General features: G+C 71.2%; 16 protein-coding genes. 9 read left to right on the top strand and 7 right to left on the bottom strand.

The annotated features are described in order from the left end of the window. The first annotated feature begins 102 nt into the window (after window positions 1-102). From DFJ66_RS25465 to phoU, 9 genes are all read left to right on the top strand, one after another. On the top strand, window positions 103-591 hold the full coding sequence (locus DFJ66_RS25465; protein ID WP_121224498.1) for a GNAT family N-acetyltransferase: 489 nt from the start codon (window positions 103-105) through the stop codon (window positions 589-591). Window positions 592-637: 46 nt separating this feature from the next. Next, window positions 638-1,144: an O-acetyl-ADP-ribose deacetylase gene (locus DFJ66_RS25460; protein ID WP_121224496.1), complete on the top strand. Its 507-nt coding sequence runs from the start codon at window positions 638-640 to the stop codon at window positions 1,142-1,144. A gap of 184 nt (window positions 1,145-1,328) precedes the next feature. Beyond that, window positions 1,329-2,216: a hypothetical protein gene (locus DFJ66_RS42235; RefSeq protein WP_147459359.1), complete on the top strand. Its 888-nt coding sequence runs from the start codon at window positions 1,329-1,331 to the stop codon at window positions 2,214-2,216. Between the two features lie 135 nt (window positions 2,217-2,351). Then, on the top strand, window positions 2,352-2,981 hold the full coding sequence (locus DFJ66_RS25450; RefSeq protein WP_147459358.1) for a DUF4937 domain-containing protein: 630 nt from the start codon (window positions 2,352-2,354) through the stop codon (window positions 2,979-2,981). A gap of 25 nt (window positions 2,982-3,006) precedes the next feature. Then, complete coding sequence (dusB, locus tag DFJ66_RS25445) at window positions 3,007-4,149, top strand: tRNA dihydrouridine synthase DusB (RefSeq protein WP_121224490.1); 1,143 nt, start codon at window positions 3,007-3,009, stop codon at window positions 4,147-4,149. Further along, the gene (locus DFJ66_RS25440; RefSeq protein ID WP_121224488.1) at window positions 4,142-4,600 is read left to right on the top strand and encodes a hypothetical protein; all 459 of its coding nucleotides are present in this window, start codon (window positions 4,142-4,144) and stop codon (window positions 4,598-4,600) included. The genes dusB and DFJ66_RS25440 overlap by 8 nt, the downstream gene beginning before the upstream one ends. A 262-nt stretch (window positions 4,601-4,862) precedes the next feature. Continuing rightward, the gene (locus DFJ66_RS25435; RefSeq protein WP_121224486.1) at window positions 4,863-5,720 is read left to right on the top strand and encodes a GGDEF domain-containing protein; all 858 of its coding nucleotides are present in this window, start codon (window positions 4,863-4,865) and stop codon (window positions 5,718-5,720) included. A gap of 213 nt (window positions 5,721-5,933) precedes the next feature. Continuing rightward, a complete protein-coding gene (locus DFJ66_RS42230) occupies window positions 5,934-9,857 on the top strand; it encodes an LCP family protein (protein ID WP_147459357.1) in 3,924 nt (1,307 codons plus the stop codon). An 80-nt stretch (window positions 9,858-9,937) separates the two neighbouring features. Next, window positions 9,938-10,603, top strand: coding sequence for a phosphate signaling complex protein PhoU (gene phoU, locus DFJ66_RS25420; RefSeq protein WP_121224480.1), 666 nt, complete (start codon window positions 9,938-9,940; stop codon window positions 10,601-10,603). Window positions 10,604-10,740: 137 nt separating this feature from the next. Here phoU and DFJ66_RS25415 read toward each other — a convergent pair whose 3' ends face one another. From DFJ66_RS25415 to DFJ66_RS25395, 7 genes are all read right to left on the bottom strand, one after another. Further along, window positions 10,741-11,538: an ESX secretion-associated protein EspG gene (locus tag DFJ66_RS25415; protein WP_121224478.1), complete on the bottom strand. Its 798-nt coding sequence runs from the start codon at window positions 11,536-11,538 to the stop codon at window positions 10,741-10,743. Beyond that, window positions 11,535-13,052 carry a hypothetical protein gene (locus DFJ66_RS45110; RefSeq protein ID WP_121224476.1) on the bottom strand — a complete coding sequence of 506 codons (1,518 nt, stop codon included), beginning with the start codon at window positions 13,050-13,052 and terminating at the stop codon, window positions 11,535-11,537. The genes DFJ66_RS25415 and DFJ66_RS45110 overlap by 4 nt, the downstream gene beginning before the upstream one ends. Window positions 13,053-13,067: 15 nt before the next feature. Then, window positions 13,068-13,622: a DUF3558 family protein gene (locus DFJ66_RS25405; protein WP_170199653.1), complete on the bottom strand. Its 555-nt coding sequence runs from the start codon at window positions 13,620-13,622 to the stop codon at window positions 13,068-13,070. A gap of 7 nt (window positions 13,623-13,629) precedes the next feature. Then, a complete protein-coding gene (locus tag DFJ66_RS25400; protein ID WP_246029900.1) occupies window positions 13,630-13,998 on the bottom strand; it encodes a hypothetical protein in 369 nt (122 codons plus the stop codon). A gap of 227 nt (window positions 13,999-14,225) precedes the next feature. Next, complete coding sequence (locus tag DFJ66_RS42970) at window positions 14,226-14,372, bottom strand: hypothetical protein (RefSeq protein ID WP_170199651.1); 147 nt, start codon at window positions 14,370-14,372, stop codon at window positions 14,226-14,228. Window positions 14,373-14,383: 11 nt separating this feature from the next. Then, window positions 14,384-14,521, bottom strand: a complete 138-nt coding sequence (locus tag DFJ66_RS42965; protein ID WP_170199649.1) for a hypothetical protein — start codon at window positions 14,519-14,521, stop codon at window positions 14,384-14,386. A 15-nt stretch (window positions 14,522-14,536) separates the two neighbouring features. Then, window positions 14,537-15,076 (bottom strand): DUF3558 family protein, encoded by a 540-nt coding sequence (locus tag DFJ66_RS25395; RefSeq protein ID WP_170199648.1) that lies wholly within the window; start codon window positions 15,074-15,076, stop codon window positions 14,537-14,539. Between the last annotated feature and the right edge of the window lie 216 nt (window positions 15,077-15,292).

Raw genomic sequence — 15,292 nt, 5'->3', positions numbered from 1 at the left:
GTGGTCGGCGATCGTCCGGCGTGCGCTTGGCCAACCTCTGTGAAACAGGCGCTGACCTGCGGTGATCGCGAAATTGTCGTACCCCGCCGGCATCCTTTGCGCATGACCGTCCACCTGGAGCCGTGGTCCGCGGACGACCTCGGCTTGCTGCACCGGCTCAACGCGCCGGAGATGACGGCCCACCTCGGCGGGCCGGAGTCCGACGCGCGCGTGGCCGACCGGCACCAGCGCTACCTCACGCCGGGTTCGGGCATGTTCCGGGTCGTGCTCGACGGGGTGGTGGCGGGCAGCGCCGGCTTCTGGGCGAAGCAGTGGCGGGGCGAGGCGGTCTACGAGGTGGGGTGGAGCGTCCTGCCGGAGTGCCAGGGGCGCGGGGTGGCCGCCGCGGCGGCTGCGGCGGTGCTGGAGCGGGCACGGGCGGCCGGTGGGCCCCGGTGGGTGCACGCGTTCCCGTCGGTGGGGAACGCGGCGTCCAACGCGGTGTGCCGCAAGGCGGGGTTCACGCTGCTCGGCGAGGTGTCGTTCGAGTACCCGCCGGGGGCGTTCATGCGGTGCAACGACTGGGGGGTGGAGTTGGGGATTACGCCTTGAGGAGAACGGCAGCCGCATCCAGCGGTCCCACTGCCATGCTCGATCGGTGATCGAGGTGGTCGTGGGTGACATCACACGTGCGCGTGTCGACGCCATCGTGACGGCGGCGAACGAGTCGCTGATGGGCGGCGGCGGGGTGGACGGTGCGATCCACCGCGCGGCAGGCCCACGGCTGGCTCGCGCCGGCTCGGAGCTGGCCCCGTGCGCTCCCGGCGACGCGGTGGCCACACCCGCGTTCGACCTCGCCCCGGTGCGGTACGTGATCCACACGGTCGGACCGGTGTGGGAGGGCGGCGGGTACGGCGAGGAGGCCGTGCTGGCGTCCTGCTACCGGCGCAGCCTGGAGGTCGCGGACGGGTTGGGCGTGCGGAGCATCGCGTTCCCGGCGATCGCGACGGGCGTCTACGGCTACCCACCGGCCGAGGCGGCACGGGTGGCGGTGACAACCCTGCGCTCGGCGACGACACCACCGGCGACGACGTCGGTGGAGCGCATCGAGTTGGTGGCGTTCGACGAGGAAACCGCCGCGCACCTGCGGCAGGCACTGACCTGATGTGGCGATGCGAACTCGGACCGGCTGCCGTTGCACCCTGCTCACCTGGTCGGGCTATGTCGACGTGGACAGTGGTCTCCATAGGGTTGCCCGAGCCGTTGCGCTCGACGGCAGTTGAGGGGACGTCATGGTCGCGAAACTACTCACGTGCCTGGTCGCATTCACTGTCGCGACCCTGGCCGGCTTGGACGCCTATCAGCGGTACCAAGCCACTGTGCTGCCACCTTCCACCGATCTAGGCAAAAACTTTTCAGATGGACGCGTGATGGCCATCGTCCCGCACGATGCCGATGGCGTGATCACCCACGTGGAGCCGAGAAAACGGAGCCGCGACGACCCGAACGGGTGGCCACTCCCGTGGTCTTTCGACGACGAAACCGATAGTGAGTCGATTTTACGCATAGACGTAATCCTGACCACCCCTGTCGCAGATCCGCCCGCCATCGTCGGCGTGTTCTTGCTCTACGACGCCAGGCCGCGCGACAAGGAACGGGAGGATGTTCGAGAGGCGGGCTCGATCGGCGGCGTGGTCATGACCGCCCTGGCCAACGACGTGGACCTCGGAACACGCCGAGCGAAGGCGTCACTGGAGGTGCCTTTGGCCTCGCGACTGGGTTGGTGCCGTGGTAGCCAATGCGTTGTCAGGGCACCGACCGTGCTCCGGCCGGTTTTTGAACCTCGTCTCGCGAATGGCGACGTGAACGCGGCACGATGGGATCGGATCGCCACCGGTCCTCAGCTCGGGCAAAGCCCCGAACCGGACGAACCAAGAGCACTTGAAGGGACACAGGAGGTGGAGGCGAGCCGAATTCCGCTGACCGCGGTTCTCGACTCCGCATCGCCTGAGACGGTTCCGGCGGACAACGACCTCTTGCTCTGGCGTTCCACCGGCGAGTTGACCTCCCCGCGAGCGAAGATCACCGACAGCGATCGCGCATTAACCCAGCAGAACGCCATCTTCGTCGCCGGCGTGGAAGTCGGCGTCGCGACCGCGTTAGCGCCCTGGGCACTACAACTGCTGTTCGAATTCGTGACCCACCGACGACAACTCCGCCGTCAACGCACGGAATAAAAGTCGCGGCGCCTCGCGTGCACAACATGAACTTCGACTGCCTGTGTCCGCACGCTGACAACCACCGACGCTGGCGGGTTGACCTCCACCTTGGTCGAGCACGGACGATCGCTCCCGACCCCGTGGGAGGTACCGGTGCTCGCCAAATGGATCACCTGTGACGTGCCGACCGGCGCGCGCGATCGTTTCGCCGCGACCCAGCGCGAGTGGTCGGTCATCGCGGACCAACCCGGGTTGGTCGGGCAAGTGGGTGGTTGGGACGACCGAACCGGCCGTGCGCACGTGTTGGGCCTGTGGTCGGACGCCGACAGCCACCAGGTGTTCCTGCGCGACCGGCACGACGCGGTGGCCGATGCGGGTGGCTACACCGGGATCGTGGTCGTCCTCGGCGAGGTGTCCCTCGTCATGCCCGGTGCGGCACCGGTTGCCGATGCCCTGGACGGCGGTCTGCTGCGCGTCGCGGACTGCCACCTCGCCGAGGGCGCGGAGGGGCACTTCGAGGACGTCCAGCGCGAGGTGTGGGCGCCGGCGATGGCATCCGCGGGCATGCTCGCCGGGATCGTCGCGCGACTCGCGGGGCGCCGCCACCTCGTCGCCACGTTCTGGCCCGACGCCGAAACGCACCGCCGGTACGCCGCGCGGGTGCCCGAACTGCGTGACCGCGCGGCGGCGGACGTCGACATCACCTCGATGACCGGTCACGTCCTGGAACTGGAGCCGACGTGGCGGGTTCGGGCGATTCGCCGATGTGGCGACCGCCACTGACCGGCCTGGGTGACAATGGACGGCGATGTCCACCGCACTCCAGACCTCGACAGACCTCCGGATCGGCCCGTACGCGGTCGACCCGGCCGTGGTCCTCGCGCCGATGGCCGGCATCACCAACGTGGCGTTCCGGCAGCTGTGCCGGGAGTTCGGCAGCCCCACGTCCCTGTACGTCTGCGAGATGATCACCGCGCGCGCCATCGTCGAACGCGACTCCAAGACGATGGAGATGATCACCTTCGGGCCGGACGAGCACCCGCGCTCGCTCCAGCTCTACGGCGTCGAACCCGCCTCGATGAGCGAAGCCGCGAAGATCATCGTCGGCGAGGGCCGGGCGGACCACATCGACATGAACTTCGGCTGCCCCGTCCCCAAGGTGACGCGCAAGGGCGGCGGGGCCGCGTTGCCGTACAAGCGGCGGTTGTTCCGGGACATCGTGCGGGCCGCGGTGAAGGCGGCCGAGCCCGCCGGGGTGCCGGTGACGGTCAAGTTCCGCATCGGCATCGACGACGACCACCACACGTTCCTGGACGCGGGCCGCATCGCCGAGGACGAAGGGGCGCGAGCGGTTGCGCTGCACGCTCGGACCGCCGCCCAGCGGTACTCCGGGCAGGCCGACTGGGACGCCATCGCGCGTCTCAAGGAGGCCGTGACCAGCATCCCCGTCCTGGGCAACGGCGACATCTTCAGCGCCCAGGACGCCCTGGACATGATCGCCAAGACCGGCTGCGACGGCGTCGTCGTCGGGCGCGGCTGCCTCGGGCGCCCGTGGCTGTTCGGCGAACTCCAAGCGGCCCTGAACGGCGAACCCGTCCCGCGGTCGCCGGAGCTGGGCAAGGTCGCCGAGATCATCGCCCGCCACGGACGCCTGCTCGCCGCGCACCTGGGCGAGGACAAGGGCGTCCGCGACCTGCGCAAGCACATGGCCTGGTACCTCAAGGGGTTCCCGGTCGGCGCGGACCTGCGGCGCAGCCTCGCGATGGTGTCCACCCTCACCGAACTCGACGACCTGCTCGGCCGGCTCGACCCGACCGCCGAGACGCTCGAGGCCGAGGGACCGCGCGGCAGGCAGGGGTCGCCCGCGAAGGTCGTCCTGCCCGAAGGCTGGTTGGACGACCCCGAGGACGGCATGGTGCCCGCAGCGGAAGACATGCACTCCGGTGGGTGACCGGGCGCCCCGCGCCGCCGCGTTCGCCGCCTGCGCGCTGCTGCTGGCCGCGTGCGGCTCGGCCGTCACCGGGACGCCCCGGCCGCTGCGGGTCACCGACGTCGAACGGGAACTGGTCTCCAGCTACTTCGCCGCGCTCAACGAGGCCGCCGGCGAGGGCGTGTCCGAGCAGCACGAACTGCTCGCCGACACCCAGCACCCCGACTTCCGCGACGAGGACTGCGAGCTGCCGAACGGCACCATCAAGGTGCAGCCGACCATGTCCACCCTCCGCCTCGACCCGGCCTGGACGCCGCCCGGCGAGGACGAGCACCCCCGCGGGGTCGTGCTGGTGGTCGCCGTGACGCTCACCGCGTTCCAGGAGGGCACCGAGATCGGCAGCCAGATCGGCTCCCAGCACGTCGTGCTGCTCAACGGCAAGGCGTACGGCTTCGCGCCCTGCGCCAACTGACCCGCAACGCCCGAACTGGCGTCCGCACCGCCCGGCGTCCGCACCGCCCGGCGTCTGCGCCCTGCCGACCGCCGCGCCCGACCGAGCGCTAGGCCACACCGACCACGCTCGGCACACGTTCCGGCTAGTTGATCACCGAACGTCACCAGTTCGGAGCAGTGCACGGTCAACCGGTAGAGGGAAATCCCCCTGTGACGCGTCCCGCCGGCTCAAGCACCGCGTTGCAACAGACGACACCTTGGCAAGTAGGGAGGTGAGCGCGATGACCGCACTGCGACCCGAAGTCGCCGACTTCGACAGCGACGGCAGGTCCGACGAGGACCGAGCCGCCTCGGAGGGTACCGGGCTGGTGCAGCTGCACGAGTCGATCGCCGCGCTGCTCGCCTCCCGCGGCCAGTGGCGGCAGGCCTACCAGCACCTGCGGTCGGCGTTCGACCTGGTCTACGCGGACCAGGACGAGCAGCCGCACGTCCCCGAGCAACTGCGCCGCGAGGTGGACCGGCTGCGCCGCGAGCACGCCGAGGCGCGCGAGCAGAGCCTGAGAGACAGCCTCACCGACAGTTACAACCGCAGGTACCTGGACGAGCGGCTGCTCGACATGGTCACCGACAAGGGCGCCACCGCCGACGGGCTCGCCATCGCGTTGATCGACCTCGACTGGTTCAAGCAGGTGAATGACACGTTCGGCCACCTCCTGGGTGATCGTGTGTTGCAGCGCGTGGTCGAGCTGTTGCAGGAGGAGCTGCCGGAGGACGCCTTCTGCGCCCGGTACGGGGGCGAGGAGTTCGTCCTCGTGCTACCCGGCGTGGACGCGTCCTCGGGGGTGGAGATCGCCGAGTCGGCGCGCATGCGTGTCGAGCGTCACGCCTGGGCTTCGCTGGCGCCCGGTTTGCGAGTGACCGTCAGCATCGGGTTGGCTTACGAGCCTCCCGCGGGGGACGCGCCGAACCGCCCGCCGGTCGCTCCGGAGCAACAGCTGCTGCGGGCGGACAGCCTGCTGTACACCGCCAAGCAGTCAGGACGGAACGCGGTCGCCTACCGGGAGGGTGGTCGGGTGCGCCTGGCCGGCCCCGCGGCCGGTCGGCGCGGGATCGCCGAACCGAGGGTTGCCGGTTACTGAGTTTTTGCGGCAGCTCACCCGTTTGGCCGTAGCCTGCTGAGCGCAACTGACTACACACCACCCCTGTATCACCGGGAGTGGTCGTCAGGACTGGCGGTCATCCGTAGTATCGCCAAGGCAAGTGACACGCCGTTGGTGCAACCAATGTGTCCTTGATGTCGTCAACTCGTGATGACGACCCCGTATTGACCGCTGTTGCTGAAGGGAGACCGGGTGCCCGACGAGCCCCGCCGTGGCGGCCCCGGACCTCGTGGTGACCAGCCCGTTCCCGACGACCAGCCCACCGGCCGCAGACGGCGGTCGATGGAGGGCGGCGGCGGGCTGAGCGTCTCCGAGCTGCTCGAACAGCACAGCCGCACGAACATCCCGCGCCCGGTGCCGCCGACCGACGGCGGCAGACCGGAGTCGACCGGCAGGCGTGCGGCACCCGAGGCCGAACCCACGGGCAGGCGCGCGGCACCCGAAGTCGAACCCACCGGCCGGCGTGCCGCCCTCGACCCCGAGCCCACCGGCAGGCGCGCGGCGCTCGACCCCGAGTCCGCCGGGCGCGGCGCTCCGGAGGCCACCGGCCGCCGGGCGACCCCGGACACCACGGGCCGCAGGGCGCTGCCGGACGACCTCACCCCCGACCCGGCACGCGGCCAGGACACCGGCCGCCGTCGTCGTCCGTCGCCCGAGGACCTGCCGAGCCACTTCACGCCGTCGTCGGAGTCGACGGGCCGCCGCGCGCGCCCGGACCTGCCTGCCGACCAGCCCCACGGCCGCCGCGCGGCCGCCGACCCGGAACCGCCGCGTCGGCACCCCGCGCCACCCGCCGACCGCGTCCCGCCCCGCGACCCGGCACGTCGGGACCTGACGTCGGGCGTCCGCCGCGACCCCCAGCCCGGCACCGCCCCGCACGACGCCTTCGGCACCGCTCCCGGCACGCCACGCGACCTCCCGCCTGGCGGCTCCCGTGATGCCGCACTCGGCACGCCACGCGACCTCCCGCCCGGCGGCTCCCGCGATGCCGCACTCGGCACGCCACGCGACCTCGCGCCGGGTGGTTCCCGTGAGGTCGCCCCCGGGGTGTCCCGCGACGCCGCTCCCGGGGCACCTCGCGACTTCCGGCCCTCGACCCCGCGCGACCTGCCGGACGAGACCGGTCCGCGGCGGCTCGCCGAGTCCGGGCCGGCCGACACCGGTCGTCGGCCGGTCGATCCGCGCCGGACCGCCGCCGGTGCCGGACCCGACCCGCGCGGGTTCGCGGGTGGTGCGCCGGGACGTCCCGGTGGGCCGGAGGGCAGCGGGCCTCGGCAGTTCGCCCCGGACGGTGGGCGTCGCCTGCCCGATGGTCCGGGCAGGCCGACCAACGGCGTCCCCGGACCGGACACCGCGCGCCGCCCCGCCGACCACGACACCGGTTCGCACGGCGTCGACCCGCGCCGCCTGGCCGAGAACGGTGCCGAAGCGAGCCGCCGCCTCCCCACCGACCCGCGCCGCCTCGCCGAAGGCGGCCCGGACGCCGCCCGCCGCGCCGGCGCGCCGCTCCCCGAGGGTGGCCCGGACGGCAGCGGACCGCGCCGCCTGGCCGAGAACGGTCCCGCCGCGCGTCGCCTGGCCGGTGCCGGCCCGGACACCGGGCGTCGCGTACCGCCCAACGGCCTCGACGCCGACCCCCGCCGCCTCGCCGGCGCCGCGCCCCTGCCCGAGGGCGGCCCCGATGGCAGTGGACCCCGCCGCCTGGCCGGCGCCACCCCGGACGCCCCGCACCCCGCCGCCGACAACGGCCCCGGCACCGGACGCCGCCCCCTCCCCGGCGGCCCCGACGCCCCGCGTCGACTCGCCCCCGGCGGACCGGACGGCAGCGGCCCACGCCAACTCACCGAACCCGGCCTCGACGCCCCGCGCCGACTCGCTCCTGGCGGACCGGACGGCAGCGGCCCACGCCAACTCGCTGAACCCGGCCCCGACGGCCCTCGCAGGCTCGCCCCCGGCGGGCCGGACGGCAGCGGCCCACGCCAACTCGCTGAACCCGGCCTCGACGGCCCTCGTCGGCTCGCCCCCGGCGGACCCGATGGCAACGGCCCCCGACAGCTCCCCGAACCGGGCCACGACGGCCCCCGCAGGCTCGCCCCGGGCGGGCCGGACGGCAGTGGTCCCCGGCCTGTCGACGGTGGTCCGGTTGGGCCTCGGCGGCTCGCCGGTGGTCAGCCGGAGGTCGCGGCGGAAGGTGTGCCGGTTCGGCGTGGTGACACCGGTGCGCGGCCCGTCCCGGACGTCTCCGCCGGGCGCGGCGACGAGGCTGCCGGGGACATCGCCGGGCGGCTCGGCGGTGCGCCGGCACCCGCGGCACCCGCCGCCGCCGCGCCGTCAGTGGCCGCCTCCCCGCGTGACCAGATCGACCCGCTGAGCCTCACCACCGAGATGGAGGCCATCAGCGACGACGTCAAGAAGCGTCGCGAGGTCGACCACACGCTCGCCCGCTTCTCCGCCGTCCACGACGAGCTCGCCGAGCAGGAGCGGCAGAAGAAGGAGCGGCGGCAGAAGTTGTTGCCGTGGAAGCAGGACCACGACGAGGACGCCACCGTCTTCGCCGAGCCGCTCGACGCCGACGACGACATCGACGACCTCCCCCGCCGCCGGAGGGCGCGCACGGTCAAGCACAGCAAGATCGTGCGGATCGTGAAGGTCCTGTCGTTGACCGGCGCGGTCCTGGTGTTCGTCGCCACCGGGCTCGGCTGGGGCGCGATGCAGTACATCGACAGCAAGTTCACCGAGATCGACGCGCTCAACACCAACTCCGCCGCCGTGCACGAGGCAGAGAAGCAGTTGGGCGACGAGAACTTCCTCATCGTCGGCTCGGACACCCGCGCGGGTGCGCGACCCGAGGACGGGGTGGGTGACGCGGACAACGAGCCGGGTGCGCGTTCGGACGTGCTGATGCTGGCCCACATCCCGGCCGACCGGAAGCGGGTCGTCGTGGTGAGCGTGCCGCGCGACCTGCAGATCACCCGGCCCGAGTGCGAGAAGTGGAACTGGGAGACCGGCGAGTACACCGGTGAGGTGCTGCGGCCGGCCAAGGGTGTCAAGGCGAACCAGGCCTACGCCGACGGCGGTCCGCGCTGCGTCAGCACGTTCATGACCGAGCTGACCGGCCTGACCATCAACCACTTCATCTCCGTGGACTTCAACGGCTTCAAGGGCATGGTCGACGCCGTCGGCAAGATCAAGGTCTGCGTGCCGAAGGTCATGGAGGACGAAGAGCTCGGCATGATCTTCGACAAGCCGGGCCAGTACGAGATCGACGGCGCCAAGGCCCTCGACTACGTGCGGGCGCGCAAGGTCACCACCGAGCCGCTGGGCGACTACGACCGCGTGAAGCGGCAGCAGAAGTTCCTGTCCTCCTTGCTGCGCACGGCTTTGTCGTCGGAGATGCTGCTGAACCCCGGGAAGCTCAACAACTTCCTCAACGCGTTCGCTTCGTCCACAGTGGGCCAGAACATCGGCGTGAAGGACATGCTGACGCTGGCGCAGTCGTTGCAGGGCATCGAGGCCGGACGGGTCAGCTTCGTCACCGTTCCACACGAGACCCAAGAGGGTCCGACGCTGGACAACCACGACAACATCGAGGTGTTGTTGGAGGACGAGACCCGGGCGTTGTTCCAGGCGATCATCGACGGCACCCCGCTGCCCGGCGAGACGCCCGACGCCACGCCCACCCAGTCGGCGCCGGCCCCGTCGTCCAACGCGCCCGCGCAGCCCAAGCAGGGCCAGGTGATCGACCCCAAGGGCCTGAAGATCCAGGTGTTCAACGGGGAGCAGGGCATCGACGGCGCGGCGAAGCGGGCCAGGGACAACCTGGAGGAGCTCGGCTTCAGCATCGTCAACTGGGGCAGCAGCGGCGAGAGCACGGCCAGGACGGTCGTCCGCTACGGCATCGGCGGCGAGGACGCGGCCGCCACGCTCGCGGCGGCGGTGCCGGGCGCGACGCCGGAGTTCCGGCCGGAGATGGGCGGCTCGGTGATGCTGCTGATCGGGTCCGACTGGGACGAGAAGGTCGTGACGCCGAAGCCGGGCGGGACGACCCCCCAGCCGGGCAAGGCGACGCCGCCGCCGGTCGAGGTGGTCAACGCGGGCGTCGACCCCTGTGCGTGAGCCATCTGGTCGTTTCGGGTTCACCCGCGGTTCACTGGGGAATGTCGCCGCCGCGACCACCTGCACGTAGGCTGACGCCCATGCGTGAGGCCTACCACGACCAGCTCGGACAACTCGCCGACCGGCTCGCCGACATGTGCGCGATGGCCGGTGACGCCATGGAGCGCGCCACCGCGTCGCTGCTCCAGGCGGACCTCGCGGTCGCGGAGCAGGTGATCGGGGACGACGCCAAGATCGACGACGTCCGCTCGAGCATCGAGGAGCAGGCCTACGCGCTGCTGGCGCTGCAGGCACCGGTGGCGACCGACCTGCGCATCGTGCTGGCCGTGATCCACGCGGCGGAGAGCGTGGAGCGCATGGGTGACCTGGCGCTGCACGTGGCCAAGGCCGCGCGCCGCCGGCACCCCAACCACGTGCTGGCCGACACGGTGGAGCCGTACTTCGCCGAGATGGGCCGCATCGCGGTGCAGCTGGCCCGCGAGGCCACCGAGGTCATCCGCACCCAGGACGTCGAGCGCGCCCGTTCCATGGAGGACGCGGACGACGCGATGGACGACCTGCACCGCCACCTGTTCACGGTGATCATGGACAAGGAGTGGCCGCACGGCGTCCCGTCCGCGGTGGACACCACGCTGCTGGGCCGGTTCTACGAGCGCTTCGCCGACCACGCGGTGTCGGTGGCCAAGCGCACGGTCTTCGTCGTGACGGGCCGGATGCCCGGCTACGGCGGCGACATCGACGACTGAGGCACCTCGAGGATCGCGCTCCGCGCCGTCCGCGCGGAGCACCTCGGCTGGTCGAGCTCGGTTCAGCCGGTCGAGTGACCCTGTGGAGTGACCCTGTCGAGTGACCCCCGTCGAGTGACCCTGCTGAGTGACGTCGGCTAGTTGAGCAGGGCGTTGAGCTCCTGGGTGAGCTGGCCCGCGATGCGCGCGTTGTCGGCGGGGGCGTGGGTGAGCCACTTCTGGCCGTCCTGGCCCTGCCGGGTCTGCGACATGTACCGGCCCTGGTCGTTGTCGAACCAGGCGACCTGCGGCGCGCGCTGCTCACGGCCGTGCCTGCCGCGCACGGTCACGCCGAACTGGCCGGCGCGCAGGCGCGGGCGCTCGAACACCGCCTCCAGGGCGCGGACCTGGGACCCGCTGGTGGAGCGGGGGGCCATCGCCTGGGTGAAGGTGGTGTTGCCGAAGTCGTCGTCCTGGCGCGGGCGGGGCGGCGGTGCGGACGACGGCATCGCGACCGTGATCGACTGGCCGGGGCCGGGGCGTCCCGGCGGGATCAGGTCCACGACCGCGCGCAGCAGCGACGACGAGCGCATGGTCTCGACCTTCAGCTGCCGGTCGTCCAGGACGGCGACGACCGCGAGCTCGCCCTGGGCGCCGCTGCGGGCCAGGAGCTGGCGCTCCACGTTGCGCGGGTCCAGGGACGCGATCGCGTTGAGCGAGTAGTCGAAGCGGACGAGCAGGGTGAGCGCTTCCTCCACCTCGGCCGAGGCCCGGCCCCGCGACGCGAGGCCGCGGGACTCCAGGTCGCGGTAGACGGCTTCGCGGATGCCGCGCCGCTCGTCGAACGTCTGGCCGAGGTAGGGGAAGTCGAACGGGTAGGGACGGCTGCCGAGCTTGAGGTCCTCCCACAGGATGTCGGCCGCCGCGTGGGACAGGGCGAACGAGAACACGCTCACCCGCCGATGACCGGCGGCGCGACCATCGTGCCGTCGCCGAAGACGTCCTCGGTCTCGACGAGGTACGAGGCGGACTTGTGCTCCTTGTCCTCGTCACCCTCGCCCTTGCCGGCACCGGCACCCATGCCGCCCATGCCCGCGCCACCGCGCGCACCGGCGCCGCCCAGCCCACCGGCACCGGCGCCACCGGGGCCGAAGCCGCCCGCGCCCGCCTTGCCGGACTCGCCGAGCAGGCCCGCGGACCCGCCGGGCCCGAAGCCACCAGGCCCGAACCCGCCACGCCCGGCCGCAGCCAGACCACCGGGACCGCCACCACGACCACCGCCGGGCATGCCACCGGGACCACCGCCGGGGCGTCCACCCGGACCGCCGCCGGGCCGTCCGCCGGGACCGGCACCGGGCCGTCCACCCGGCGGGATGCCCGGCCGACCGCCGGGCGGGATGCCGGGTCCGCTACCGGGCGGGTAACCCGGACCGCCCGGGTAACCGGGGTAGTTGGGGTTGCCCGGGTAGCCGGGACCACCGGGCAGCCCCGGACCGACCGGCGGGACACCGGGGTTGCCGGGCGTGCCCGGGATGAGGCCGGACTGGTTGAGGTTGCCGCCCGTGCCGCCACCGGGCACCGAGCCACCGGGGATGCCCGAACCGCCGATGCCACCGGGACCGTCCGGGACGGTGGGCCGCCCGCCGATGCCGCCGGGCTGGTTGCCACCGGGGTCGCCCGTGCTGCCGGAACCCTCCATCGGGGGCGGCGGGACGAAGGCAGGCATGGTCGAGCCGGACTGCTGGAAGCTTCCGGACATGGTCGTCATGACCTCGGCGGCGCGCTCGTGCGCCTCCTGCTTCTCCTCGAACTTCTGCTCGATCTTGTCGATCGTCTCGGCCCACTTGAACGGGTTGGGCTCGGAGAAGAACATCTTGTAGGCGTCGGCCGTGGAGAAGTTCACCGGCTCCGGCATCGACGACTTCGCGGTGTCCGCGGCCTGGCTCTGCTCGTAGAGCTTGTTGCCGGTCAGCTGCGCGCCCTGGGCGGCGTTGCCGGACCAGGCGGCCATGTTGGTGAAGTAGCCCTGGGCGGCCTCGGCGGCCTTGCCCTGCCACTCGCCCTTGCTCGCCTCGGTGGCCTTGGTGAGGTTGTTCTGGAGGTCGACCAGCGTGTTGCCGATCTTGGTCCAGGCCTCGCCCTGCTCGTTGGCGGTGGAGGGGGCCATGTTGTCGGTGACCATGGCCTTGAGCTGGTCGTGCGAGTAGCCCATGTAGAAGGAGCCGGCCGTGGACATCGGCGGCCGGTAGTTCTCGACGACCTTCTCCAGGTCCTGCTTCTGCTGCTGCTGGTTCTGGGCGGACTTGGTCTTCCAGCGCAGGTAGTCGTCGATGGTGGCGAAGACGCCGAAGAACCCGCCGTTCTTCTCCGCCTCCCGGCGGTACTCGGCCTCCAGCTCGGCGTCCGTCTGCCCGGCGTAGGTGACCTTGGTCGCGTTGGGGTTCGGCTGCTGCGCGTTCGGCGGTGCCACGGCTCTCCTCCTGTCCTACTTCGGCAGCTTGGGCTCGATCGCGGTGGCGACCTTGGTCGCCGCGTCGCAAGCTTCGTCCTGCGACGCGTTCGCGGAGGCGACGACGTCGACGCGTGACTTGGGCGTGATCTCGATCGCCACAGCGCAAGACGAGTCGGACACCGGAGCAGTGACTCGCCGGCCCTTGTGGTTGCCGACGGGGATCTCGGTGAACTTGGAGTTGGCGCCACCGACGACGTCAGCGATGCCCAGCGAGGGGAAAGCCTTCACCCGCACCGAGACCGTCGAGCCGTATTGGGCCTTGCACTCCTGCTTGCCGTCGTTCTCGACGTCGGTGAGCGGCACTTGACCGGCGGCTGCCTTCATCGCCGCACACGGGTCGAACGACGCCAGGCCGTCCCCACCGCCGGCCGAGGTCGTCGTGGGCTTCGCCGACGTCCCGGTCGTGGTGGCCGCGGTGCTGCCGGGCGTGGCTGTTCCGCCCTCTTTGGCCGAGCACCCGGCGAGGACCACGCCGAGCACCGCGAGCGGCAGGAGCGAACGGATCACCCGGTTGCTGGTCAACTGCATCCCCATCTCAGTAGCGCTTGAGGCCGCTCGCGGCCGAGTCGTCTACCTGGTTGTAGTTCTCGATAGCCTTTTGCACGGCCACCTTCGCATCTTCGAGAGCGGACTTCAGCTGGGTGATGGCCGGCACGATGCCGGTCGTGCCCGCGCCGCCATTGGCGCTCTCCAGGTTGTAGCGGCTCATCGCCTGGGCGTCGGGACTGGTGCCGAGCTGGGTCTCCTGCTGCAACACGTACATCTTGCTCTCGAGGTCGCGGAGATCACGCTGGGCGCTCTCGATGGCCTTGACGTAGGCCTCGGCGCCTTCCTTGCTGATGGCGAAGGAGCCCGACTCCGCGGCCTGCTTCAGCCCACGCATGCTGGTCGTCATCGCGCTCATCGACTGCGCGCTCCACGCACCCTGTGGCGCCACCACTACCCCCTGCGATCACTCAATTCCTGCCCAGCACGTTACCGCGCACGTCAGACGGTGTCCCAGCTATGACGGGATCGGAACACCCCCGGTTCCCCCACCGCACGTCAGCACCACCCCGGCCACCCGACCGGGTGACAGACACCACAAGCGAAGACGCCCAGTCTTCTCGTACTCGGCACACAGCTCGTCGCCTACTTCACCGCGGCTTCGACAAACGGCAGCGCGCCGCGAAGTGGCGCCGCCGTCGAACACAGGCTCCAACCAAAAACCGCGCTGGTGCTGCTCAGGGTGACCACCAGCGCGACGGTCTTGACGGACGCGCGGCCCAGACCGAGCACGGACTTCGTCTTTAGCGCGGGCAGTCGTCGAAGACGCCGAAGAACCCGCCGTTCTTCTCGGCTTCCCGCCGGTGCCCGGCGTAGGTGACCTTGGTCGCGTTGGGGTTCGCCTGCTGCGTGTTGGGCTGCTGCGCGTTCGGCGGTGCCACGACGCTCCTCCTGTACTACTTCGGCAGCTTGGGCTCGATGGCGGTGGCGACCTTCTGCGCCGCGTCACACGCTTCGTCCTGGGACGAAGTGGCGGAGGCGACGACGTCGACTCGCGATTTGGCGGACACTTCCACGGTCACGGCGCAGGACGTGCTCGAGGAGGGTGCGGTGACCTTCCTCGCCTTGTGGGAGCCGATGGAGAGATCGGTGAACTTGGAATTCGCTCCACCGACGATCTCCCCGATACCCAACTCCGGGAAAGCCTTGACCCGTACCACGGTCGTCGTCTGGCCCCAGCGCGCCTTGCACTCCTGTCGGCCGTCTTCTTCGATCTCGGTCAGCGACACCTGGCTCGCGATCGCGTTCAGCTCGTCACACGGGTCGTAGTCGGCCAACAAGTTGTCACCGGACGAAGGCTTGGAGGTCGTCGTCGACTGGCCCGAGGCTGCGGTTGTCGTGGCCGTACTGCGTGCCGTAGGGTCGCCCGGCTCCTTCGACGTGCAACCGGCTAGCAGCAACGCCGCCGCTGCGATCGTCAAGATCGAACGGGTCACCAGAGTCCTGGTCAACGCAATCCCCATCTCAGTAACGCTTGAGCCCGCTCAACGCCGACTCGTCGACTTCGCGGTCGTTCTCGACGGCCTACTTCACCGCCGCTTCGACCAACGCCAGCGCACCGCGAAGTGGCGCCGCCGTCGAACACAGGCTCCAACCAAAACCGCGCTGGTGCCGCTCAAGGTGACCACCAGCGCGACGGTCTTGACGGACGC

Source organism: Saccharothrix variisporea (genome assembly GCF_003634995.1).
GTDB classification, from domain to species: Bacteria; Actinomycetota; Actinomycetes; order Mycobacteriales; family Pseudonocardiaceae; genus Actinosynnema; species Actinosynnema variisporeum.
Note: the sequence above shows the minus strand (reverse complement) of the source record. Positions and strands in the feature narration are given on the sequence as shown.